Source organism: Streptomyces sp. S465, from assembly GCF_026898115.1.
Lineage (GTDB): Bacteria > Actinomycetota > Actinomycetes > Streptomycetales > Streptomycetaceae > Streptomyces > Streptomyces luomodiensis.
The window spans coordinates 8,587,935-8,610,524 of sequence record NZ_CP114036.1; the positions used below are offsets into that span (position 1 = coordinate 8,587,935).

At 72.9% G+C, this 22,590-nt stretch carries 20 protein-coding genes; 12 read left to right on the top strand and 8 right to left on the bottom strand.

The window, feature by feature from the left end; all coding sequences use genetic code 11:
• The first annotated feature begins 141 nt into the window (after positions 1-141).
• A complete protein-coding gene (locus tag N6H00_RS36140; RefSeq protein WP_268976079.1) occupies positions 142-930 on the top strand; it encodes a prephenate dehydrogenase in 789 nt (262 codons plus the stop codon).
• 8 nt (positions 931-938) lie between these two features.
• Here the strand turns inward: N6H00_RS36140 and N6H00_RS36145 are convergent, their stop codons facing one another.
• Complete coding sequence (locus N6H00_RS36145) at positions 939-1,631, bottom strand: response regulator (protein ID WP_268976080.1); 693 nt, start codon at positions 1,629-1,631, stop codon at positions 939-941.
• A complete protein-coding gene (locus N6H00_RS36150; RefSeq protein WP_268976081.1) occupies positions 1,628-3,316 on the bottom strand; it encodes an ATP-binding protein in 1,689 nt (562 codons plus the stop codon). Before N6H00_RS36150 ends, N6H00_RS36145 begins: the two co-directional genes overlap by 4 nt.
• 239 nt (positions 3,317-3,555) lie before the next feature.
• Between N6H00_RS36150 and N6H00_RS36155 the strand changes: the two genes are divergently transcribed.
• The 3 genes from N6H00_RS36155 to N6H00_RS36165 are packed head-to-tail and all read left to right on the top strand — an operon-like array spanning position 3,556 to position 6,323.
• Positions 3,556-4,368: an ABC transporter ATP-binding protein gene (locus N6H00_RS36155; protein WP_268976082.1), complete on the top strand. Its 813-nt coding sequence runs from the start codon at positions 3,556-3,558 to the stop codon at positions 4,366-4,368.
• The gene (locus N6H00_RS36160) at positions 4,361-5,236 is read left to right on the top strand and encodes an ABC transporter permease (protein ID WP_268976083.1); all 876 of its coding nucleotides are present in this window, start codon (positions 4,361-4,363) and stop codon (positions 5,234-5,236) included. Before N6H00_RS36155 ends, N6H00_RS36160 begins: the two co-directional genes overlap by 8 nt.
• A gap of 58 nt (positions 5,237-5,294) precedes the next feature.
• Positions 5,295-6,323, top strand: coding sequence for an ABC transporter substrate-binding protein (locus N6H00_RS36165; protein ID WP_268976084.1), 1,029 nt, complete (start codon positions 5,295-5,297; stop codon positions 6,321-6,323).
• Between the two features lie 259 nt (positions 6,324-6,582).
• On the opposite strand, the gene N6H00_RS36170 is transcribed toward N6H00_RS36165, so the two are convergent.
• Positions 6,583-7,695, bottom strand: coding sequence for an MGDG synthase family glycosyltransferase (locus tag N6H00_RS36170; RefSeq protein WP_268977255.1), 1,113 nt, complete (start codon positions 7,693-7,695; stop codon positions 6,583-6,585).
• Between the two features lie 135 nt (positions 7,696-7,830).
• Here N6H00_RS36170 and N6H00_RS36175 point away from each other — a divergent pair, with 135 nt between their 5' ends.
• The 3 genes from N6H00_RS36175 to N6H00_RS36185 are packed head-to-tail and all read left to right on the top strand — an operon-like array spanning position 7,831 to position 10,385.
• Entirely contained in the window at positions 7,831-8,649 is an 819-nt protein-coding gene (locus N6H00_RS36175; RefSeq protein ID WP_268976085.1) for an SDR family NAD(P)-dependent oxidoreductase, read from the top strand.
• 6 nt (positions 8,650-8,655) lie between these two features.
• Positions 8,656-9,630: a DMT family transporter gene (locus N6H00_RS36180; protein ID WP_268976086.1), complete on the top strand. Its 975-nt coding sequence runs from the start codon at positions 8,656-8,658 to the stop codon at positions 9,628-9,630.
• Positions 9,627-10,385: a polysaccharide deacetylase family protein gene (locus N6H00_RS36185; protein WP_268976087.1), complete on the top strand. Its 759-nt coding sequence runs from the start codon at positions 9,627-9,629 to the stop codon at positions 10,383-10,385. Before N6H00_RS36180 ends, N6H00_RS36185 begins: the two co-directional genes overlap by 4 nt.
• Before the next feature lie 57 nt (positions 10,386-10,442).
• Here the strand turns inward: N6H00_RS36185 and N6H00_RS36190 are convergent, their stop codons facing one another.
• Positions 10,443-11,912, bottom strand: a complete 1,470-nt coding sequence (locus N6H00_RS36190) for a class II fumarate hydratase (RefSeq protein ID WP_268976088.1) — start codon at positions 11,910-11,912, stop codon at positions 10,443-10,445.
• A 205-nt stretch (positions 11,913-12,117) separates the two neighbouring features.
• Here N6H00_RS36190 and N6H00_RS36195 point away from each other — a divergent pair, with 205 nt between their 5' ends.
• Entirely contained in the window at positions 12,118-12,984 is an 867-nt protein-coding gene (locus N6H00_RS36195) for an AraC family transcriptional regulator (RefSeq protein WP_268976089.1), read from the top strand.
• 98 nt (positions 12,985-13,082) lie between these two features.
• On the opposite strand, the gene N6H00_RS36200 is transcribed toward N6H00_RS36195, so the two are convergent.
• Positions 13,083-14,033 carry a sensor histidine kinase gene (locus tag N6H00_RS36200; protein WP_268976090.1) on the bottom strand — a complete coding sequence of 317 codons (951 nt, stop codon included), beginning with the start codon at positions 14,031-14,033 and terminating at the stop codon, positions 13,083-13,085.
• A 153-nt stretch (positions 14,034-14,186) separates the two neighbouring features.
• Between N6H00_RS36200 and N6H00_RS36205 the strand changes: the two genes are divergently transcribed.
• The 3 genes from N6H00_RS36205 (at position 14,187) to N6H00_RS36215 (ending at position 16,501) form a co-directional block, all read left to right on the top strand.
• Positions 14,187-15,068 (top strand): alpha/beta fold hydrolase, encoded by an 882-nt coding sequence (locus N6H00_RS36205; RefSeq protein ID WP_268976091.1) that lies wholly within the window; start codon positions 14,187-14,189, stop codon positions 15,066-15,068.
• A gap of 220 nt (positions 15,069-15,288) precedes the next feature.
• A complete protein-coding gene (locus tag N6H00_RS36210; RefSeq protein WP_268976092.1) occupies positions 15,289-15,615 on the top strand; it encodes a hypothetical protein in 327 nt (108 codons plus the stop codon).
• 52 nt (positions 15,616-15,667) lie between these two features.
• Positions 15,668-16,501, top strand: coding sequence for an SAM-dependent methyltransferase (locus N6H00_RS36215; RefSeq protein WP_268976093.1), 834 nt, complete (start codon positions 15,668-15,670; stop codon positions 16,499-16,501).
• A gap of 87 nt (positions 16,502-16,588) precedes the next feature.
• On the opposite strand, the gene N6H00_RS36220 is transcribed toward N6H00_RS36215, so the two are convergent.
• The 3 genes from N6H00_RS36220 to N6H00_RS36230 all read right to left on the bottom strand — a co-directional run bounded on the left by N6H00_RS36220 (position 16,589) and on the right by N6H00_RS36230 (position 21,013).
• Positions 16,589-19,375 (bottom strand): AfsR/SARP family transcriptional regulator, encoded by a 2,787-nt coding sequence (locus N6H00_RS36220; RefSeq protein WP_268976094.1) that lies wholly within the window; start codon positions 19,373-19,375, stop codon positions 16,589-16,591.
• A gap of 163 nt (positions 19,376-19,538) precedes the next feature.
• Entirely contained in the window at positions 19,539-20,474 is a 936-nt protein-coding gene (locus N6H00_RS36225; RefSeq protein WP_268976095.1) for a TauD/TfdA dioxygenase family protein, read from the bottom strand.
• Between the two features lie 326 nt (positions 20,475-20,800).
• Positions 20,801-21,013 carry a hypothetical protein gene (locus N6H00_RS36230; protein WP_268976096.1) on the bottom strand — a complete coding sequence of 71 codons (213 nt, stop codon included), beginning with the start codon at positions 21,011-21,013 and terminating at the stop codon, positions 20,801-20,803.
• A 383-nt stretch (positions 21,014-21,396) separates the two neighbouring features.
• Here N6H00_RS36230 and N6H00_RS36240 point away from each other — a divergent pair, with 383 nt between their 5' ends.
• Complete coding sequence (locus N6H00_RS36240; protein WP_268976097.1) at positions 21,397-22,539, top strand: inorganic phosphate transporter; 1,143 nt, start codon at positions 21,397-21,399, stop codon at positions 22,537-22,539.
• Positions 22,540-22,590 lie beyond the last annotated feature (51 nt).

The window sequence follows — 22,590 nt, forward strand, 5'->3', positions numbered from 1 at the left end:
CGCCGAAAGTTGGCCTCTCATGGGGTGCTCGGACACGTGTCGTTGTTTTGTGCAGTGACACACCGGGCACCGCACACTTCTGACAGCAGGCATAATCGCTGTCGCGATGGGCGCAGACGCCCAGAAAGGGGACGAACTGAAGTGAACGCGTTGAGCGCGGACAGCAGTGTGGGATCGACCATCGAGGTGCTGGAGGCCGAACTCCCGCAGCTCCAGAAGCAACAGCAGTCGCTCAAGGGTGATTTGGAGGCCGTCACCAAGCGACTGGAGGCGGTCAGCACCGCCCTGAGCAGCCTTCAGGCGCTCGCCACCGCCACAGTGCCGGAGCAGGCCGCCGACGGCGCCCCGGTGGCGGTGGCGGAGCCGGTGGCCGAGGCCACCCCCGCTCCGGCCGAGCCGGCCGCGGAGCCGGCCACCGAGGCCACGGCCACGGAGCCGGAGTCCGCCGAGGACACGGAGTCCACCGGCGACACCTCCGCCACCACGCGCAAGGCCGCCATCGGCCGCCAGCGCAGCAGGGGCAAGGCGGCCAAGGCACCGGCCACCGGGCGGGCCACCAAGGCGGCGGCCAAGAAGACCGCGGCCAAGAAGACCGCCGCGAAGGCCGCCGCGAAGGCTCCCAAGTCCGCCAAGGCCACGGTGAAGGCCACCAAGGCCACGGCGAAGACCGCCAAGAGCGCCAAGGCGGCGGAGAAGCCGGCCGAGCCGGCCACCACCTCCGAGCGCTCCACGGGGCTCGCCGACAGCGTGCTCGCCGCGCTGCGCAAGGCCGGCCGTCCCATGCGGGCCTCCGAGGTCAACGAGGCCCTGGGGCGCGACGAGACCCGCACCAATGTGAACTCGGTGCGCAACACCCTGGAGCGGCTGCGCTCCTCGGACCGGGCCCAGCGCTCCGGCCGTGGCCTGTACGAGGCCACGGCCACGAGCTGAACGAACCGTCAGTTCACCGCCACCGATGTGTAGCGGTGTTCGGGACGGCCGGTGTCCCCGTACTTGAGGGTGAGGCTGATGCGGCCCGCATGCTCGAGGTACTTCAGATAGCGCTGGGCCGTGGAGCGGCTGATACCGGTGCGCTCCGCCACCTCGTGGGCGGAGAGCGGCTGGTCGGCCTGGTCCAGGACCCGGCGTATGAGGTCGACGGTGGGCGCGGAGTGGCCTTTGGGCAGGGCGGGGCCGGATGTGTCGGCGGCTGCGAAGGCGCCGAAGATCCGGTCCACCCGCTCCTGGCCGGTCTCGCCACGCCCGCCGACGCCTTCGAGGGTGCGGCGCAGCCCCGCGTAGCCGTCGAGCTTGGCGCGCAGTCCGGCGAAGCTGAACGGCTTGACCAGGTACTGCAGTGCGCCATGGCGCATGGCGGCCTGGACGGTGGACACATCACACGCCGCCGTCACCATGATGACGTCGGCGTGGTGGCCGAGCTGGCGCATCCGCCGCACCAGCGTCAGCCCGGTCTCGTCCGGCAGATAGTGGTCGAGCAGGACCAGGTCGACCGGGGTGCGCTCCAGGGTCGCCAGGGCCTGGGCGGCGGTATGGGCACGGGCGGCGACCCGGTAGCCGGGCACCTGGGCCACATACGCAGCGTTGATCTCGGCGACATGGAAGTCGTCGTCCACGACAAGAACGTCGATCATCGTGACTCTCCTGCTGCGGTGAACTCATGAGTGGGTGTGTCGTCCCCGGTGAGGGCCTCGGGCAGGACGACGGTGAACACCGCGCCGCCACCCGCCCGCGCGGTGACCCGGGCCATGCCTCCGTACCGCTCGGCCAGCCGCCGCACCAGGGCGAGTCCGATCCCCCGGCCACGCGGCGACACCGCGGCGGACCCTTCCGTGGCCTCGGGGCCGGTGTCCGGGAAGCTGGGGAGGGCGGGCCGTTTGGTGGACCAGCCCTCGGTGAAGATCAGATCGCGCATCCCGGGCGGCACCCCCGGGCCGGTGTCGCTCACCCGCAGCACCGCGGTGGTGCCCTCGGCCCTCAGCTCGACCTCGATGAACGGGGTGGGGCAGGGGTGCCCGGCCACCGCCTCCAGCGCGTTGTCGATGAGGTTGCCGAGCACGGTCACCAGATCGCGCGGATCGACCACCCGCCCGGTCAGCCGGGTCGCGGGTGAGATGCGCAGGGCGACCCCGCGCTCGGCCACGATGGCCGACTTGCCGACCAGCAGCGCCGACAGCAGCGGATCGGGCACCCGTTCGGAGATCTGCTCGGCCGAGGCGCGGCGGGCGTTGGTGAGCTCGGCCACGAACTGCGCCGCCCGCTCGTGGAGTCCGAGCTCCAGCAGCCCGAGCAGGGTGTGCAGCCGGTTGGCGTGTTCGTGGTCCTGGGCGCGCAGCGCGTCCAGCAGCCCACGGGTGCTGTCCAGCTCCCGGCCCAGCAACTCCAGCTCGGTGCGGTCGCGCAGCGTCGCCACCGCCCCGCCGTCCTTGGTCGGCATCCGGTTGGCCACCAGCACCCGGCCGCCGCTGACGGTCAGCAGATCCGTCCCCGCGACCCGCCCCGCCAGCACCTCGGTGGTACGGCCGGGCGGCAGCGACTGCTCCAGGGTGCGCCCGGTGGCGTCCGGGCGGACCCCGAGCAGCCGTCCGGCCTCGTCGTTGATCAGGCGGATCCGGCCCTGCCGGTCCAGCGCCACGACGCCCTCGCGGATGCCGTGCAGCATCGCCTCCCGCTCGTCGAGCAGCGCCGAGATGTCGGCGAACGCGACACCGTGGGTACGGTGGCGCAGCCGGCGTGAGACCGCGAGCGCGGCCAGCACGCCCACCCCGAGCGCCACCCCCGCGTACAGCAGCAGCCGGGGCACCGCCGCCAGCAGCTGGTCGCGCACACTGCCGTAGCCGATGCCCACCGACACCGCGCCGACGATCCGCCCGCTGCCGGTCCGCAGCGGCACTTTGGCTCGGGCCGAACGGCCGAGTGTGCCCACGTCGATCTGGAGGACCTGGTGGCCCGCGAGCGCGGCGCCTGGATCGGTGGAGACGTGTTCGCCGATCCGCGCGGTGGTGGTGTGCGACCAGCGCACCCCCCGGGAGTCCAGCACCACGATGTACAGCGCCCCGGTGGCCCGGCGGATCCGTTCCGCCGCCCGCTGTACCGGGCCCGAGGGGGTGGGTTCGGTGGTGGTGAGGTCCCGCGCGATATCCGGATCGGCCGCGGTGGTCTGGGCGATGGCCAGCGCCTGGTGCATCGCCTGGTTGTCGATCTCGGAGCTGAGCGGGGCCAGGAACAGCGCGGTGGCCAGCACCATCACCCCGGCGGTGATGGCCAGTTGTGCCGCGAGCACCTGGCCGGAGACGCGTCGGGGCCATCGGATGCGCATGCTGGGCTCCCTGTCTCCCGTCTGCCGGTCCCTGCCGTCCGGTGCGCGAGCGGTAGTAATTCCTCCGTTTATGCCGCTGTGAAGGCACCGTAAAGGCGCCGGGGGCGTATGCCCAGCCTCCGTGGCGTATTCGTTGCGCGGGCGCGAGCAAAACGAGCAGAACGGGGTTTGTGAGCGCAACGGCGGGTTGTGCCCACAAGACTGCCGCTGTGGCCAGGGTCACTCCTAGCCTCCCGGCCATGAGCAGCCACCCCAGCCCCGCCATCGAGCTGCGGGGAACGAGCAAGGCGTTCCGGACTCCGTCCGGGGCCCTCCACACCGCGGTCAGGGATCTCGACCTGACCGTCGGGCACGGTGAGTTCGTCGCCGTCGTCGGGCCCACCGGTTGCGGAAAGTCCACGACACTGACGCTGGTCAGCGGGTTGGAGGAGCCCACCGAGGGCGAGGTGCTGGTGGCCGGGGAGCCGGTCCGGGGCATCGCCTCCAACGTCGGCTTCGTCTTCCAGCAGGACGCGGTGTTCCCCTGGCGCAGCGTGCTGTCGAATGTGATGGCCGGCCCCCGGTTCCGCGGCGTGCCCAAGGCCGAGGCGAAGGAGCGGGCCCGGGAGTGGCTTTCCCGGGTCGGCCTCTCCGCCTTCGCGGACCGCTATCCGCATCAGCTCTCGGGCGGTCAGCGCAAGCGCGTGGCGCTGGCGTCGACCTTCGTCAACGACCCCGAGATCCTGCTCATGGACGAGCCGTTCTCCGCGCTCGACGTCCAGACCCGCGCGCTGATGTCGGACGAACTGCTGGAGCTGTGGGCGGGCACCGGCGCATGCGTCGTCTTCGTCACCCACGACCTGGAGGAGTCCATCGCGCTGGCCGACAAGGTCGTGGTGATGACGGCGGGACCGGCCACCGTCAAGGAGGTCTTCGAGATCGACCTGCCCCGGCCCCGCAAGGTCGAGTCGGTGCGGCTGGAGCCCCGGTTCGTGGAGATCTACCGGGAGATCTGGTCCTCGCTCGGCGAAGAGGTCCGCATCACCCGTGAGCGGGGTGCCGTCGATGCCTGAGACCGCCGCCGCCCCGGCCGCCCCCGCCCTCGGCAAAATCCCCGGGACGGACCGCTCCAGGGCCCGCGCCCGCGCCGCCCGCAACCGCGCGATCCTCGTCCACAGCACCCGTGTGCTGGTGTTCCTCGCCGTCATCGGGCTGTGGGAATGGCTGGCCCGCGCCGCCGTGATCGACCCGTTCAACTTCTCGATGCCCTCCAAGATCTGGGCGCAGCTCAAGGAGTGGGCGCTGCACGGGACCGCACAGGGCTCGCTGTGGGAGCAGATCTGGTACACGCTCTACGAGGCGCTCCTGGGCTGGGGCATCGGCGTGGTGGCCGGGGTGGTCCTGGGGATCGCGTTCGGCCGGATCGCCTTCCTCGCCGATGTGCTCGGCCCGTACATCAAGGTGCTCAACGCGCTGCCGCGCATCGTCCTCGCACCCATCTTCCTCATCTGGTTCGGCCTCGGACCGGCCTCGAAGGTCGCCTCGGCCGTCGTCCTGGTGTTCTTCCCCGTCTTCTTCAACGCCTTCCAGGGCGCACGGGAAGTCGACCGCAACCTGGTGGCCAACTCCCGGATCCTCGGCGCGAGCAACCGCCAGGTGACCCTTCAGGTGGTGATCCCCTCCGCCACCTCATGGATCTTCACCAGCCTCCATGTCAGCTTCGGCTTCGCCCTGATCGGCGCCATCGTCGGCGAGTACATCGGCGCCACCAAGGGGCTCGGCCTGCTGGTCTCCTCCTCCCAGGGCACCTTCAACGCCGCCGGGGTCTACGCGGCCATGGTGATCCTCGCCGTGGTGGCCCTGCTCGCCGAGGGGCTGCTGACCTTCCTGGAGAAACGGCTCTTCCGCTGGAAGCCCGCCCAGCCCGGCGCCGAACGCTGACCCGCTCCTCGGCCCCCCGCACTGCCTGCCCCACCCACCGCTCACAAGGACGTGACCCATGCGCAGCTTCGCCAAGTTCTCCGCGGCCACGGTCGCCGCGGCGCTCGCTCTCACCACCCTCACCGCCTGCGGCGACTCCGGCGCCTCCGGCGGCGGGGACGGCAAGGTCAAGATCATGGTGGGTGGCCTGGACAAGGTCATCTACCTGCCCGCGATGCTCACCCAGCGGCTCGGCTACTTCACGGCGGAGGGCCTGAAGGTCCAGCTGCTCACCGAACCCGCGGGGGTGCAGGCCACCACCTCGCTGGTCGCGGGGGACGTCCAGGGCGTCGTCGGTTTCTACGACCACACCCTCGACCTCCAGGTCAAGGGCAAGCAGGTGGAGTCCGTCGTCCAGCTCGCCCAGGCACCCGGTGAGGTCGAGGTGGTCTCCAACAAGGCGGCGGACGAGGTCAAGTCCCCCAAGGACTTCAAGGGCAAGAAGCTCGGGGTCACCGGTCTGGGCTCGTCCACGGACTTCCTGACCAAGTACCTCGCGGTCGACGGCGGAGTGAAGACCAGCGAGTTCACCCCGGTGGCGGTCGGCGCGGGCCAGACCTTCATCTCCGCCCTCAAACAGGGCTCCATCCACGGCGGTATGACGACCGATCCGACCGTCGCCCAGATCGTGGACCAGAAGATCGGCAAGGTCCTGATCGACATGCGCACGCCCGAGGGGTCCAAGCAGGCGCTCGGCGGTCTGTACCCCTCCTCCTCCCTCTACATGAACACCGACTGGGTGAACGGCCACAAGGAGACCGTGCAGAAGCTGGCCAACGCCTTCGTGAAGACCCTCACCTGGATGTCCACCCACTCGGCCGAGGACATCGCCGCCAAGATGCCCAGCGACTACGCGCAGGGCGGTGCGAAGCTCTACGCGGAGTCCATCAAGAGCACCCTGCCGATGTTCACCAAGGACGGTGTGATGCCGGCGGACGGCCCGGCCACCGTCGAGCGCGTCCTGAAGGCGTTCAACCCCAACCTGAAGAACGCCACGGTGGACCTGGAGAAGACCTACACCACCGAGTTCGCCGAGAAGGCGGGCTGAGGGCCCTGTCCGACACATGGCGCCGTCCGCCGGAGGCGGTGCTCGCGGCGTCCGGTACGGGGGGTACCTCCCAGCGGCAGCTGGGGGAGCGTCGCAAGGCGGAGGATCGTCCGCGGAGTGGGCCTGCTCGGACGACTCCGACAACGCGGCCGGGGCACCTCCCAGCGGTAGCTGGGGCGCGGTGCCAGGCGTCGCGAGCAAGGCGGGACGTGGCAGACAGGCCCAGGACCCGCCTGGCCGCGTCTGTCGAGGTGTCCGCTCACCGCGGCGCCGCCGGCCGGGTGACCGTCTCGGTCAGCCGAACGGCGGCGTCCTCGGCGAACAGCCGGCGGCCCGCCGCGATACGGCGATCCCGCGGCGCGGAGGGCTCGGTGAGCACATCGAGCAGCCGCAGCAGCTCCCAGGAGTCCCGTGCGTGGTCCGAGAGCCCCAGCGCGGCCATCCGCCGGACGCCCTCGCGGCCATGGCCCGGGATGGGGCGGTAGCCGACCACGGGCACCCCGGTGGCCAGCGCCTCCAGCGCGGTCTGGCCGGCCGCGTTGTCCACCACGGCCCGTACGGCGGCCAGCAGGCCGGGCATGTCCCGCTCCCAGCCGAGGGCGGCCACCTCCGGCAGGCGCGACAGCTCCCCGCGCAGCCGCTCGTCCCGGCCGCACACCACCACCGGCAGATACCCCGCCCCGGACAGCAGCCGCGCGGTGTCCGCCACCCGCGTACCGGCGCCCCACGCCCCCACGGACAGCAGCACCGGCGGCCTCCCGGGCGCACGCGCCCGGAAGCGCCGCCGCCACCGCGCCGCCCCCGGCGCCGGGGCGAAGAAGCGCTCCGCCACCACCGGTCCGGTGGCGAGCGACGGACGGTCCAGCGCCCGGCGCACCGTGTCCGCGGCCTCCCGGGTGACACACAGATGCAGATCGTTGCCCGGGTGCAGCCACTGGCGGTGCACCGCGAAATCGGTCACCACGACCGCGCTGGGCACCTCCAGCGCACCGCGCGCCCGGAGCCTGCCCGTCAGCTGCGCGGCCAGGTGGAACACCGGCACCACAACATCCGGCCGCTCCCGCGCCACCAGGGCCAGCAGCCGGTCCTCGGCGAGCGCGGCCAGCGGGGCGCTGCCCGGCCGCAGGCCCCTGCCGGGGCGGAAGAACACCCGGTAGATGCCCTCGTACACCACCGGCGCACGGCGGATCGCGGTCCGGTAGAACGCGCGCAGCCCCGCCCCCACCCCGTCCGGCAGCAGCTCCAGCACATCCACCCTTCCGGCCCCCTGGCCCCGCGCCTGAAGCCTGCGCACCAGCTCAGCGGCGACCGCGTCATGCCCGGCCCCCATCCCGGCGCTCACGATGAGAAAACGTGCCGACGACGGACGCATGGCCACCTCCGGTGGTGCGAGGCGCGGCTCCTCATGGCTCACTGGAGGTATCCGCTCCGCGTGCCGTCAAACCGCGCGCTCGACGGCCGGTGACCCAGGAGAAGCAGCCGGCCGGCGGCGAGACAGGGAGATGCCATGACCCGACCCCTCCCGGACGCACCCCTCAACCGCGGTCAGGCGCGGGACACCGGGAGTCCCGCCGCCACCGGGACCAGGGTCGCGCTGGTGACCGGTGCCTCCTCGGGCATCGGTGCCGCCATCGCCGACCGGATCGCGGCCGAGGAGGGCTGGCGGCTGCTGGTCAGCGGCCGCCACCGGGAACGGCTCGACCGCGTGGCCGCCCGGACATCGGCCCTCGCCCTGCCCGTCGACCTGGCCGCGCCGGAGGGCCCGGAGGCGCTGGTCCAGGACGCCCTCCGGGCCGCCGGACGGGTGGATCTGCTGGTCGCGGGGGCAGGCGTGGGCTGGGCCGGGCCCTTCGCCACGATGCCGCCCGCCGCCATCGAACAGGTGGTCCGGGTCGATCTGCTCGCCGCGATGCGGCTGGTCCGCACGGTCGTACCCCGGATGCGGGCCGAGCGGCGCGGACACATCGTGCTGATCGGATCGGTGGCCGGGACCGTCGGGGTGCGCGGCGAGGCGGTGTACTCCGCGGCCAAGGCGGCGCTCGGGGCCTTCGCCGACGCCCTGCGCCTCGAGCTGTGCCGGGCCGGGGTGCGCGTCACCCATGTGGTCCCCGGCGTGGTGGACACCCCGTTCTTCGCCCGGCGCGGCGCCCCGTACACCCGTCGGCTGCCGCGTCCGGTGCCGCCCGAGCGGATCGCCGACGCGGTCTGGGACGCCGTCGAACGCGGACGGGACGAGGTGTACGTACCGGCCTGGATGCGGCTGCCCGCGGTGGTCCGCGCCATGACCCCCCGGCTGTACCACCGGTTGGCCGCACGCTTCGGGTGAACCCCGGTGAACGTCGCGGCCGTCGTCCTCGCCCTGCTGTCCGCACTGGGCAACGGCGCGGCGTCCGTACTCCAGCGGCGGGCCGCGGTGGACCAGGTCCGGGAGGAGCGGGGCGCCCGGGGGCTGAAGCAGAACCTGCTGCGGCTGACGCGTCTGCTGCGCCGCCCGTACTGGCTGGCCGGGCTGGCCGCGATGGTGGTGTCGGCGGTGGCGCAGGTGGGCGCGCTGGCCGTCGGACGGCTCTCCGTGGTCCAGCCGCTGCTGGTCAGCGAGCTGCTGTTCACCCTGGTGGTCGGCTCTCTGGTCTTCCGCCACCGCCCGGACGGCCGGACCTGGCTGTCGTTCGTGACGCTCGCCGCGGGGCTCGCGCTCTTCCTGGTGGCGGCCGATCCCTCGCACGGCCGGAACACGGCACAGAACGGCGAGTGGCTGCCCGTGGGCGTGGCGGTGGCCACCGTCGTGGGCATCCTGATCGCGGTGGCCCGGATGCTGCGCGGGGCGGCGCGGGCCGCCACCCTCGGCTGCGCCACCGCCGCCTGCTTCGCCTGTACGGCCGCCCTGATCAAGGAGTTCACCGGGCGGTTCTCCGGCGGAGTGGCCGAGGTGTTCACCGACTGGCCGCTGTACGCGGTCTGCGCCGTGGGACTGCTGAGCTTCCTGCTGTTGCAGAGCACCCTGCGCGCGGGGACCCTGGCCGCCTCCCAGCCCGCGCTCACCCTCGGCGACGCCCTGGTGAGCGTCACGCTGGGCTGGGTGCTGTTCGGTGAACGCGTCGAGCTGGGCCTGCGCGTCCTGCCCGAGGTGGCCGGCATCCTCCTGATGGCGGCCGGCATCGTCGGGCTGACCCGCTCGCCCGCCATGTGCGGCGGCTGGGACCAGGCCGTACCCGGGCACCCGGACCTGGCGGCGCGGAACGCCGGAAAGCCACGGCCACCGCTCCCCGGACGGCGCGGGAACCCGGGCCGCGGGGGGACACCATGAGCCTGTGCCACCACTGCGGTGTCCTGCTGCGCGACGCGGCGCTGCTGGCGGCGGCCGCCCACATCGCACCGGCCGGCACCTGGCTGCCCGGCCCCCGGCGCGCCCTCTTCCCCGCCCTGGCGGGCCACGGACGGGCCGACCATGTGGCCCTCACCTTCGACGACGGACCCGATCCGCGCACCACACCGCGCTTCCTCCGGGTCCTGGACGAGCTGGAGGTGCGGGCCACCTTCTTCGTCCTGGGGGAGGGGGTGACGCGCTTCCCGCGCACCACGCTGGAGATCGTCCGCCGGGGCCATGAGCTGGCCGTCCACGGCTGGACCCACAGCCGCCCCTGGCTGCCCGCACCGGCCCGGGACGCCCACGAGGTCGCCCGTACCGCCCGCGCCCTACGGCTGGCCACCGGCGCGGCACCGCGGTGGTACCGGCCGCCGTACGGCATCCTCACCGGCGGCCGCTGGCTCGCGGCGGCGCGGGCCGGACTCACCCCCGTTCTCTGGTCGGCGTGGGGACGCGACTGGTCCGCGGACGCCACCGCGCGGTCGGTGCTCGCCACCGTACGACGCGATCTGCGCGGTGGCGCCACCGTCCTGCTGCACGACACCGACCGCGCCGCGGCTCCCGGATGCTGGCGCGCCACGCTGGCCGCGCTGCCCGCGGTGGTGGCGGAGTGCCGGGCCGCCGGCTGGGAGGTGGGACCGCTGGCCGAGCACGGGACGCGTCGATGGGCTCATGACCACCCGATGCGCCGATGACCCGCCGAGCGCGGAACACGCCGCCGGGCGCACCCGGGACACGCTGCCGGGACGGGCTCAGCCGTGGCGGAGGCGGGCCATCTTCCGGGGGTCCACGATGCGGTCGAAGTCCTCGGCGCCGATATGACCGCTGGCGATGGCGGCCTCGCGCAGGGTCGTTCCCTCGGCGGCGGCCTTGCGGGCGATCTCGCCGGCCCTGTCGTGGCCGATCTCCGGGGACAGCGCGGTGACCAGCATCAGCGAGCGGGCGAGATACTCGTCGATCTGCTCACGGTTCAGCTCGATGCCCTCGACGCAGTACGTGCGCAGCTTCTCGCAGGCGTCGGCGAGGATGCGGGCGGAGTGCAGGAAGTCGCGGATGACGAGCGGCCGCGCCGTGTTGAGCTGGAAGTTCCCCTGGGTGCCCGCGTGCGCGACGGCGCCGTCGGCGCCGAGCACCTGGGTGCACACCATCATCATGGCCTCGCACTGGGCCGGGTTGACCTGGCCGGGCATGCTGGAGCTGCCCGGTTGGTATCCGGGCAGCGTCAGCTCCCCGATTCCGCAGCGCGGGCCGGAGGCGAGCCAGCGGATATCGTTGGCGATCTTCATCAGCGGCACGGCGAGGCCCCGCAGCCCGGCGGAGGCGGCCACCAGGGCGTCCACACCGCTCTGCGCGGCGAAGGGGTTGGACGCCACCTTGAACGGGTGGCCGGTGGCCGTCGCGATCTCCCGGGCCACCGCCGGGCCGAAGCCCTCCGGGGCGCCCAGCCCGGTGCCGACCGCCGTGCCACCGATGGCGAGCTGATAGAGGTCCGGCAGCGTGGCGCGCAGCCGCTCCAGCGCGTCGGAGAGCTGGGCGGCGTGGCCGGACCACTCCTGTCCCACGGAGAGGGGGACCGCGTCCTGCACCTGGGTGCGGCCGGTCTTGAGGACGTCGTACCAGGCGCGGGACTTGGCGGCGATGGCCTCCTGGAGCAGGCTGACCTGCGGCAGCAGGGGGTCGTGCAGAATGCGCACGGCGGCGATGTGCATGGCCGTGGGGAAGGTGTCGTTGCCGGCCTGGCCCAGATTGACGTGGTCGTCCGGGTGCACCGGGTCCTTGCTGCCCAGGACGCCGCCCACCAGCTGGATCGCGCGATTGCTGATGACCTCGTTGACGTTCATGTTGGTCTGGGTGCCGGAGCCGGCCTGCCACACGTACAGCGGGAAGTGGTCGTCCAGCGCACCGGAGACCACCTCGTCGGCCACATGGGCGATCAGATCGGCCTGCCAGCCCGCCAGCCGCTCCTCCCGCCCGTTGACCAGCGCGGCGGCCTTCTTGACGTAGCCGTAGGCGTGGTAGATCGCCTTGGGCATACGGTCGTCGCCGATCGCGAAGTGGATCAGGGCCCGCTGCGTCCGGGCGCCCCAGTACCGGTCCGCGGGGACCTCCACGGCCCCCAGCTCGTCGCTCTCCCGGCGGGTGCCGGTGGCGTCGATGCGGGTGGGCAGGTCCCGGACCCTCGGGGTGCCCTGGGCACCCCGGCGCCTGTGGGGCGTGTTCATCGCGTGCTCTCCCAGACGGATGGCAGCCGATCCCTCACCACACACTCCGCTCACGGCCGATGCCCTCACCGCCAGTGTCGCCCCGTACCGCCCCGGCCGCATCCGGCGCCGTCGCCCGTACCCGACATGATCGGGCACAGGATGTCGGGTCCGGCGCCCCGTGCGCTGCCTAGCGTGGTGGTCGTCACGAGGAAGGAGACGGGGCGTGCTGAAGAGGCTCAACCAGGCGATGGAGCACATCGAGCGCCACCTCGACCAGCCCATCGACGTGGCCGAACTGGCGCGCATCGCGGCCACTTCGGAGTACCACCTGCGCCGGATGTTCTCCGCGCTCGCGGGCATGCCGCTGTCGGAGTACATCCGGCGTCGGCGGCTCACCCTGGCGGGCGCGGAGGTGCTCGCGGCGCGGGAGACGCTGCTGGAGATCGCGGTGCGGTACGGCTACGGCTCGGGCGAGGCGTTCGCCAGGGCGTTCCGCGCCATGCACGGAGTCGGGCCGGGCGAGGCCCGGCGCACCGGCGCCACGCTCAGTTCGCAGCCCCGGATGGCCTTCCGTCTCATCGTCGAGGGGAGCAGCAGTATGCGTCACCGCATAGAGAACAAGCCGGACTTCGCCGTCGTCGGTCTCAAGGCCCGGGTCCCGCTGGTACACGCGGGGCCGAACCAGGCCATCATGGACTTCGTCCGTGGTATCGACCCGCGGACCCTGGAGCGACTGGAGAAGCTGTCGGACCAGGAGCCGCACGGCATCGTCGCGGTCTGTGACGACCTGGACCCCAGCCGCGCCGAGGGTACGGAACTCGACTACTACCACGGAGTGGTCACCTCCGCGGCCGCCCCCGAGGGCACGACCGCCCTGGCCGTCCCGGCCGGCGCCTGGGCGGTCTTCACCACCTCCGGGCCGGCCCCGCAGGCCATCCAGAACCTGTGGCGGGATGTGTACACGCAGTGGTTCCCGTCGAACCCGTACCGCGGCCGCCCCGGTCCGGAGATCCTGCGCACCCGGCTGTCGCCGGACACGACCGAGGCCGACGCCGAACTGTGGCTGCCGGTGGAGCAGGTACCCGGCTGAGCGGGACGGCAGGCTCCGGGAGGCGGAGCCGGCGCCTCGGCCGGGCCCGACGGGCCCGGCCGAACCGCCGGCTCCGGCCCGCGTCGGGCCGGCGCCCGTCAGACGCGGGTGCGCAGCCGGATGAGGGTGCCGTCCGCGTCGGCCTGCATCTGCACCACGTCGCACAGCATGCGGACGCCCCACAGCCCGAAGCCGGGCTCCGCGTCGGCCGGCGGGGTGAAGCCCCACAGGGCGTCCGGGTACCAGTGGCCGGGGCCGGAGATCTCGCAGACCAGATCGCCGTCGTGGACCCAGGTGCTCAGCCGTGCCGGGGCCTCGCCGTGCCGGATCGCGGTGGTGGTCACCTCGCTCACCGCCGCGACCAGGTTGCGCAGCGCGTCATGGCCCATGCCGTGCCGGCTCGCCCGCTCGGCGACGAAGGCGCGCACCTCGTCCAGCCGGGTGGAGACGACCGGCACGGACTCGGCCGTGCGCGGGGCGGGCGGCAGGGGGCGCCGGTCGCAGGTGGCGCTGAACGGGCCGGGGTCGGTGTAGGCGTCGCTCCGCTCCGGCCCGTGGCCGTCGATGATCTCGGGGTGGGTCTGGCGCGCGTAGGCGAGGATCTCGGGGTGCAGCAGGCGGCGGTCGTAGCAGCAGATCGCGCGGGCGCCGGAGTGGGCGAAGGCCGCGTTGACGATCGACTCGTAGCGCGCCCACTCCACCACCTCGAGCGGGGTGCGGCCCTGCCACACCGGTTCGGCGATCACCCGGACCCGGCGCGGCTTCTCGGCCTTCACGAAGGAGTCGTAGGCGGCGATGGTCTTGACCGGGTGCTGGTACCAGCTGAGCGCCTCTTCGAACTGCACCGCCTTGGCGTCCTGCCCGAGCGCGTCCCGCAGCGCCGCGATGTTGGAGGTCGCGGCCACGACGGCCACGGCCTCGTCCGCCGCCAGCCCCTCCCGGAGGAAGGGGACGCAGATGTCGACCACTTCCTCCTCGTCGCGATAGAGGAATCCACGGTGCACCATCGCGTCGCGGTGGTCGGCGACGGGGCTGCTCGGGCTGGTCATCGGGCCTCCCTGGGGCTCGGCCGGCGAAAACACGGATGTGCGTCATCGAATTACCGGACGGTATAGCGCAGTCTGCCACTTCCCGCGCCCGCCGCCCAGCCCCTTCCGGCCGTACATGGACGGCGAGTTGATGCTGCATTAGCATCCTCGGACGTGACAGAGCTGAAGTACATCAACGCAAATGGACTTGATTTCGGGTATTTCGAAGCGGGTCCGGCCGACGCCCCATTGGCGCTCTGCTTGCACGGCTTCCCGGACACCGCGCACTCCTGGCGCCATATGCTCCCCGCGCTCGCGGACGCGGGCTACCACGCCGTCGCCCCCTTCCTGCGGGGCTACGCCCCCACCGGCATTCCCGCCGACGGCGCCTACCAGGCGGGCGCGATCGCCGCGGACGCCAACGCGCTGCACGAGGCGCTCGGCGGCGACGGTGACGCCGTGCTCATCGGCCACGACTGGGGCGCGATAGCCGCCTACGGGGCCACCGCGAGCGCCCCCGAGCGCTGGCGGCGCGCCGTCACGATGTCGGTGCCTCCGCTGGGCGGTGTGCTGGCCGACTTCTTCAACTACGACTACGGCCAGTTCAAGCGCTCCTTCTACATCTTCCTGTTCCAGACGCCGCTGGCCGAGGCCGGGGCGGCGGCGCACGACATGGCCCTGATCGACGGCCTGTGGCGGGACTGGTCGCCCGGCTACCAGGACGCCGCCGAGGACATCGCGCACGTCAAGGAGAGCCTGCGGGACCCGGCCCATCTCGCCGCCGCGATCGCCTACTACCGGGCGCTGTTCGACCCGACCCGCCACGTGGCGGCGTACGCGGCCGAGCAGGAGGCCGTCACCCGGACCGGCGAGACCCCCATCCTCTACCTGCACGGCACCGACGACGGCTGCATCGGCGCCGAGGTGTCCCAGAGGGCCAAGGACCACCTCCCGGCGGGCTCGCGGATGGAACTGATCGACGGCGCCGGGCACTTCCTCCACCTGGAGCGGCCCGAGCGGATCAACCGCGAGGTGCTGGCCTGGCTCGCCGAGTGACCAGGCGGCCCGGCGCGCGGACCTGACCGTCATAACGCGCCTGACCAGGGCCTTCACTTGCGGAACGCGGCACGGCCGCGGCGGTGACCGGGACCGGAACGGACCCGGTAGAGCCGCCGCGGCCGTCGCTTTACCGCCGATATACCGCCGCTGATCCGCCCTCTTCCATGCTGGACGCATCGCTACAGCCGCCCGGTCGGGACGCGTCTGGAGAGGGCCTGTGAACGTCGACCAGCAGCATCAGCCACATACCGGGGACGAACCCCTCTACGCCTGGCACACCTTCCAGCTCTGCGGCGGGGTGGAGGGGTCCGGTCCGAGCGGTACCTGCCGGGCCGAACACACCGCCCGAGCCTGCCTCGAAGCGGCACTCCAGGCCGCCGCGGCCCACTCCGGCGACGCGTACTCCTGGGGGCAGCTCAGCCGGGTGTCGGCGGATGTCGACCTGCCCTTCCACCTGTGGGCCCGGGACCCGGTCGCCTGGGCCGAACCGGGGCCCAGCGCCACGGTCACCTGGCGTCCGGGCGCGGCGCCGCGTCCACAGTGACCCGGAACCGTCCGCGGTGAGGCGAGGCAGTGCTATCGGTAGGGGAATCACGATGAAGAGCAGCGGGCCCGGCATAGGGCTCAGGACAAGGGAGTGGCGGCCGTCCGACCACGGCCGGCTCGCGGTCAGCAAGGCGAATCCGGCCCGGGTCTACAACTATCTGGTCGGTGGTAAGGACAATTACCTCGCCGATTACGAACAGGCCCAGCGTTTTCTCGGGGTCGCCCCGGAGATCCGCGACACCGCCCTCTCGAATCGGCGATTTCTGCACCGTGCCGTCCGTCATCTCGCCGCCAGTGGCATCAGCCAATTCCTGGATATCGGTGCGGGATTGCCGGCGAACCCGAATGTCCATGAGATCGCCCAGGCCGTGAATCCCCGGGCCCGGGTGGTCTACGCCGACAACGACCCCATCGTCGCCAGCCACGGCCAGGCCCGTCTCTCCGTCTCCGGCACCACCATGGTCAGGGCCGATATCCGCTCGCCCGACGACCTCCTGGGCCATGAGGAGCTGCGCCGGCTGCTCGACCCCACGCAGCCGGTCGCGATCCTGCTCACGCTCGTCCTCGAATACCTCGAGGACCTGGAGGACCCCGTCGGCATCGTCCGCCGGCTCATGGACTGGGCCGCACCGGGCAGCTGTCTGGTCCTGTCCCACTCCACCGGTGACTTCACCCTCGACCACGACCGGGAGTGGGAGGTCATCAGCTTCGAGGGACCGGTCTCCCTGGTCTCCCGCGACCGTGCCCAGATCATGGAGTTCTTCACCGGCCTCGAACCGCTCGCCCCGGGCCTGGTGCAACTGTCCTCCTGGCGTCCGGGCATCGGCGCCGCGCACGACCCCAGCCGGATCTGGGCCTACGGCGGGGTGGCCCGCAAGCCGTAACCCCGCCTTTCGCGCGCATGACGCCCGTGACCGGCCCCCACGGCCCACGACCGACGTCCGCCCCGGCCGCCCGGTGACCCCAGCGGGTCACTCGCGCGGACCGGGGCCGATCTGCAGGGTCATACAGGCGGGGAAGAGCCCGCTCCAGGTGTGCCCGCGCCAGCTCTCGTACGTGCCGCGGCGCTTCCACACGGGCAGGGCCTGGTCCATATGGGCCCGGCCCTCATCGAACCTGCCCTGCTCCATATAGGTGATCCCGATCTCGTACAGGGCGAAGCCCTCGTGGTGGATGTTGCCCGTGCGGCGGGCGTACTCCAGGCTCTCCTTGAAACAGGTCAGGGCGTCCTCGGGGCGGCCCAGGCCCCGGTGAGCCCGGCCGAGGTTGCCCAGGCCGATCACCTCGGCCGGCAGGTCCCCGGCCGCGCGGGCGAGGGCCAGCTGCCGCTCCTGCACCATGATGGCCTCCTCGAACAGGCTCAGCTCGCACAGCGCGTCCGCGAGATTGCACAGGGAGCGCAACTCGCCCGCCACGTGGCCCAGTGCGCGCCAGAGCTCCAGCGCCGACTCCAGGCAGACCCGTACCTCGTCATAGCTGTGCTGGAGCCAGTACGCGGCGGAGAGGCCGTCCAGCGCCCATGCCTCGCTCTCCAGGTCGTCCAGGCGGCGGGCGATCTCGATGGCCAGCTCGTTGACCGCCTGGAGATCCTGGGCGTGGGCCCGGGGGAAGAGGAACCACTGGAGCGCCCGCGCCAGCGCCAGCCCGAGGCGTGCGATCGCCTCGGGCTGGGCGGGCTCGGCCGCGTGGGCGACGGCGGCCAGCAGATTGGGGAGTTCGCTCCGCAGCCAGCCCTCGGCCTCGTCGTGGCCGGTCAGCGGGACCGCCGGGCCCGCGACGGGATGCCGGGGCCAGGGGCGGAGCGGGTCGAGCAGGGTGACCGCCTGCTGGGCGGTGGCCGCATAGCAGGACAGCGCCCGCTCCAGCGCCGCCGTGCGCTCCGCCTCGGACTCCTCCTGCTCGGCCTGTTCCAAGGCGAACAGCCGCAGCAGGTCGTGCATGTGGTAGCGGACCGAGTCCCGGCTCTCCAGGAGCTGGGCGTCGACCAGCCGCTCCAGCGCGTTCTCGGTGCGGTCGGCGGGCAGGTCCAGCAGCGCGGCGGCCACCGGCAGGCTCACATCATGGCCGTGCACCACGCTGAGCAGCCGGAAGGCGCGCACCGCGTCCGCGTCGTCGGAGCGCCGGCCGAGCCGGAATCCCTCGTAGCTGACCTGGAAGCTGATACGGACGGCGAGATCGCCGAAGCGCAGCTCGTCCAGCCGGCCGCGGGCGTCGGTCAGCTTGGTCACGAGGGTGCGCAGCGGCCACGCGGGCCGGGCGGCCAGCCGGGCGCCGGCGATCCGCAGCGCCAGCGGCAGCCCGCCGCACAGCCGGGTGATCTGCTCCGCCTCGGCGGGCTCGGCCCGCACCCGCTCCGCGCCCACCACCCGCTCCAGCAGCGCCACCGCCTGGTCCTGGGGGAGTACGTCCAGGTGCAGATGGGTGGCCCCCTCCAGAGTGGTCAGCATCTCGCGGCTGGTGACCAGCGCGGCACAGCCCGGCCCGGCGGGGATCAGCGGCCGCACCTGGTCCACGCTCTTGGCGTTGTCGAGGATCACCAGCAGTCTGCGGCCCGCCGCCAGCGAACGGAACTGCGCGGACGCCTCGTCGGGGTCGCTCGGCACGTTCGAGCCGTCCACGCCGAGGGCGCGCAGGAACCGGCCGAGCACCTCGCCGGGTTCCAGGGCCGACTGCCCGGCGGTGGCCCCGTACAGATCCACATAGAGCTGGCCGTCGGGGAAGCGGTCGGCCAGCTGGTGCCCGGCATGGATGGCCAGGGCCGACTTGCCGACCCCGCCGGTGCCGTCGATGGCCGCGAGCATCACCGACCGTCCGCCCGCGCCCTCGTCCGCCTCCGGGTCCCCGCCGGCGTGCAGCAGCGCCTCGATCACCGCGACCTCGCCGTGCCGGCCGGTGAACGCGGGGCTGGCGGGCGGCAGTTGGCGCGGGCCCCGGGGGGCCTTGCGCGGGGGTGCGGCGGGAACGGGCCGGTCCTCCTGCGGGGCGGGCGCCGTCAGCAGTGAGGCGTCGGCGTTCAGGATCCGCTCGTGGAGCCGGCGCAGCGGCGGGGTCGGCTCGACCCCCAGCTCCTCGCTCAGCAGCCGGCGCAGATCGCGGTAGGCGGCCAGGGCGTCGGCCTGCCGGCCGGACCGGTACAGGGCCAGCATCAGCCGTCCGCGCAGCTCCTCCCGGAACGGATGCTCGGCGGTCAGCGCCTCCAGCTCACCCAGGACGGCCGTATGCCGCCCGCAGCGCAGGTCCGCCTCGATCCGGGCGTCCACGGCCCGCACCCGGCACTCCTGGAGCCGGGTGGCCTCCGCCGCCACCGCCGGGGTCGGGGGCACATCGGCGAACGGGGCGCCGCGCCACATCGCCAGCGCCTCGCGCAGCCGCTCGGCGGCGGCCTCGGGCGCCTCCCGGTCCAGGCACCGCCGCCCCTCCTCGACCAGCTGCTCGAAGCGGTGGGCGTCGAACTCGGCGGCCTCCACGGACAGCCGGTAGCCGTGCGCCTTGTAGCCCTGCTTCTCGGTGACCAGAGTCCGCCCGGACTCGTCGCCCAGGGTCTGGCGGAGACGGGAGACATAGGTCTGGAGCAGTTTGGTGGCGCTCTGGGGCGCCCGGCCCTCGCCCCAGAGTTCGTCCAGGAGCCGCTCGGTGGACACGGTCTGGTTGGCGTGGCACAGCAGCACCGCGAGCAGCATCCGCCACTTGGCCGGCCCCAGGGAGGCCCACTCCTCGCCCTTGCGCAGCTCCAGCGGCCCCAGGACCCGGTATCGCACCCGTCGCCTTCCGTCGGCTCGTCAACTGACCACTCCGCAACGGTTATACCTCCGGTGCGGCCCTGACGCGTATCGTTTCATCCGCGCCGGAGGTGTCCTCGCCGGGTACGGGCGTGTGGATGACCGGAAAACGCCGCGCCGGGGCCCCGGCGGACAGCGGAGGTCAGAACGGCTGGTCGCCCTCGATGGCCACGCGTTCGGCGACCCTGCGGTGCGGGGCGTAGTCATTGGCCGCGTAGTGCTGGGTGGCGCGGTTGTCCCAGAACGCCACATCGCCCGGCTGCCAGTGGAAACGCACCTGGTACTCCGGCACGTGCGCCTGCCGGCACAGGAAGCTCAGCAGCCGGTCGCTCTCCGCCCGCTCCATCCCGGTGATCCGGGTGGTGAAGGAGGTGTTGACGAACAGCATCCGGCGGCCGGTCTCCGGATGGGTGCGCACGACCGGGTGCTCCACCGGCGGGAACATCTCCTGGAACGGGGCGAGCCGCTCGGGTCCGTAGAAGCGGGCGAAACCGGGGATGAAGTCGTGGACGGCGGTGGCGCCGTCGATACGGTCCTTCACCTCCGCCGGAAGGTTGTCGTACGCGGCGGCCATGTCCGCCCACAGGGTGTCCCCGCCCACCGGCGGCACCTCGCGCAGTTGCAGTACGGCGCCGAGCGCGGGCCGGGTCCGGAAGGTGACGTCGGTGTGCCAGACGTTCTCGAAGGTCGGGGTGGCGCCGGCCCCCTTGTCGAAGCGGACGACATCCGCGCTGGAACCGGCGGCGAGCAGCGGGTTGGTCTCCAACTCGCCCCAGTGGCGGGCGAATCCGCGCTGCTGCTCCGGGGTGAGGTGCTGGCCGCGGAAGAAGAGCACCTTCCACTCCAGCAGGGCGCGGTTGATCTCCTCGCGCAGTGCGGGCTCCAGCGGCCGGGAGAGGTCCAGGCCGCGGATCTCGGCGCCGATGACGCGTCCGAGCGGCACCACCTCGAACCTCTCGTACGGCCGCTCCTCCCACCCTTCGGGCAGCCGGCGCAGAATGCGCGGGCCCTCGTACATCCCGCCCGGCGGGATGTGGGCCTCGCGCAGCGTCGCTGGGGCGGTGTCGACGACGGTCATGGCGTCTCCTCATGCGTGACACGGAAGGGGCGGGCGGGAAAAGAGAGGGGTGCCCTCGTGCCGCGGGGAACCACGGGAATGTCGTCCGGATCGTCTGCTGCCCGGATCGTCAGGGGAATGACCGGCGTGGTCTCGGGGGCGCGGGGGCGGTTGGCCGCGGGATGTGCGGAATCCCGGTCAGTGGCCCGAGCGCGTACACCCGGTCCGGTCCGGAACGCGAAGATGTCCCGTCGAGTCGAACCGGTGCCTGATCATGAGGGCAATTCTGGGATCTGTCCCGGTGAGCTGTCAACGGTGCGTGTCACCTACGTCCACGGGGTGACTCCTTACCCGGTGGCGGAGCCGGACGCCGGACGGGACGGACCGCCCAGGGCGGTGCGGGCGCGCTCGACCAGGGCCCGGCCGGCCGGACCGCTCGGGCCGTCCGCCCGCCAGGCGAACACCAGCCGCCCCCGCAGGGCCGGCCGGTCGATGAGGACCGGCCGCAGCCGGTCCGCGCGCCTCGGCGAACGCGCCGGGCAGGATCGCCGCAGGCGCACGCCCCGGGCCCGTTCCGGACCGAGGAGGCGCTGCCGACCGTCCGCTACGGCGATCTGGCCCTCACCTCGACCCGCCCCGCCGACCACACCGGCGGCCGGGTGCAGGTGGCCCGCCGGCAGCCGGACGGCACCTGGCTGCGCATCATGGACCGCCCCGAGATCCGTCCCGAGCCCGGGGCCGAGTGAGGGCCGTGCCCATCGGGGCCGGGACCGGCGGACCGGACCAGGACGGTGCGGTCCGTCCGGTGGGCCGGGCACCGGTGGGCCGGGCGCCAGCGCTGGCGGCCGCCTGACACCGCGCCTAGCGTGGACAGCAGGCAGCGGTCTCGCGAGACGGTCCGACGCGACGAGTGCCGGACCGTTCCTGGCGCGGGAGGTCGGGAATGGACTCCGTCTCCTTCCTTCTGGTCGCCGTCATCCTCACGGCACTGGCCTTCGACTTCACCAACGGTTTCCACGACACGGCCAACTCGATGGCCACGTCCATCGCCACGGGGGCGCTGTCGCCCCGGATCGCGGTCGCCGTCGCCGCGGTGCTCAATCTGGCGGGGGCCTTCCTCTCCACGGAAGTGGCCGAGACGATCTCCAACGGCATCGTCGACGACGTCCGGGTCTCCCCGGTCATGATCTTCGCGGGCCTGGTCGGGGCGATTCTGTGGAATCTGGTCACCTGGTTCGCCGGGCTGCCGTCGAGTTCCTCGCACGCCCTGTTCGGCGGGCTGATCGGCGCGGTGTGGGTGGGCGCGGGGGGCTCCGCGGTGCGCTTCCCCGCGATCGTCGAGAAGATCGTGGTGCCGGGGCTCGCCTCGCCGGTGGTGGCCTGTGTGGTGGCCGTGGCGGCGACCTATCTCGCCTATGTGATCACCCGCCGGGCGGCCGCCCATGCGGCGCGGAAGGGCTTCCGCGCCGGCCAGGTGGGGTCCGCCTCGCTGGTGGCCCTCGCCCACGGCACCAACGACGCGCAGAAGACGATGGGCGTCATCACCCTCACCCTCATCTCCGGCGGTGTGCTCGGCCACGGCGCGGGGCCGCCGTGGTGGGTGGTGCTCAGCGCGGGCCTGGCGATCTCGCTCGGCACCTATGCCGGAGGGTGGCGGATCATCCGGACCATGGGGAGGGGCCTGACCGACATCCAGCCCCCGCAGGGCTTCGCAGCCGAGACCAGCGCGACCGCGGTGATCCTGGCCTCGTCGCATCTGGGCTTCGCGCTGTCCACCACCCAGGTGTGCACGGGCAGCATCCTGGGGGCCGGGCTCGGCCGGAGGCTGGCCCAGGTGCGCTGGGGGATCGCCGGGCGGATCGCCGTGTCCTGGCTGCTGACCCTGCCCGCGGCGGCGGCCGTGGGCGGAGTCGCGGCCTGGGTGGCGGGCCGGGGCAACGCCGGGGTGGCCCTGGTGGCGGGCGTCGCCGTGGCGGCGGCGGTGGGCTTCTTCGTCCTCGCCCGCCGCCGCCCGGTGAACCCGGACAACGTCAACGCGCCGCGACTCCCCGAGCGGGCCGAGCGCTCCCTGGGCACGACCGCCTGAGCGCACGACCGGACCGCTTGAGCCCGGACCGACCGCCGTGAGGAGCTGAAC

Coding starts and splice junctions, on each gene's coding strand:
- N6H00_RS36145 (WP_268976080.1), bottom strand. CDS start 1,631: ATGATCGACGTTCTTGTCGTGGACGACGACTTCCATGTCGCCGAGATC.
- N6H00_RS36150 (WP_268976081.1), bottom strand. CDS start 3,316: ATGCGCATCCGATGGCCCCGACGCGTCTCCGGCCAGGTGCTCGCGGCA.
- N6H00_RS36155 (WP_268976082.1), top strand. CDS start 3,556: ATGAGCAGCCACCCCAGCCCCGCCATCGAGCTGCGGGGAACGAGCAAG.
- N6H00_RS36160 (WP_268976083.1), top strand. CDS start 4,361: ATGCCTGAGACCGCCGCCGCCCCGGCCGCCCCCGCCCTCGGCAAAATC.
- N6H00_RS36165 (WP_268976084.1), top strand. CDS start 5,295: ATGCGCAGCTTCGCCAAGTTCTCCGCGGCCACGGTCGCCGCGGCGCTC.
- N6H00_RS36170 (WP_268977255.1), bottom strand. CDS start 7,695: ATGCGTCCGTCGTCGGCACGTTTTCTCATCGTGAGCGCCGGGATGGGG.
- N6H00_RS36175 (WP_268976085.1), top strand. CDS start 7,831: ATGACCCGACCCCTCCCGGACGCACCCCTCAACCGCGGTCAGGCGCGG.
- N6H00_RS36185 (WP_268976087.1), top strand. CDS start 9,627: ATGAGCCTGTGCCACCACTGCGGTGTCCTGCTGCGCGACGCGGCGCTG.
- N6H00_RS36190 (WP_268976088.1), bottom strand. CDS start 11,912: ATGAACACGCCCCACAGGCGCCGGGGTGCCCAGGGCACCCCGAGGGTC.
- N6H00_RS36200 (WP_268976090.1), bottom strand. CDS start 14,033: ATGACCAGCCCGAGCAGCCCCGTCGCCGACCACCGCGACGCGATGGTG.
- N6H00_RS36215 (WP_268976093.1), top strand. CDS start 15,668: ATGAAGAGCAGCGGGCCCGGCATAGGGCTCAGGACAAGGGAGTGGCGG.
- N6H00_RS36225 (WP_268976095.1), bottom strand. CDS start 20,474: ATGACCGTCGTCGACACCGCCCCAGCGACGCTGCGCGAGGCCCACATC.
- N6H00_RS36240 (WP_268976097.1), top strand. CDS start 21,397: ATGGACTCCGTCTCCTTCCTTCTGGTCGCCGTCATCCTCACGGCACTG.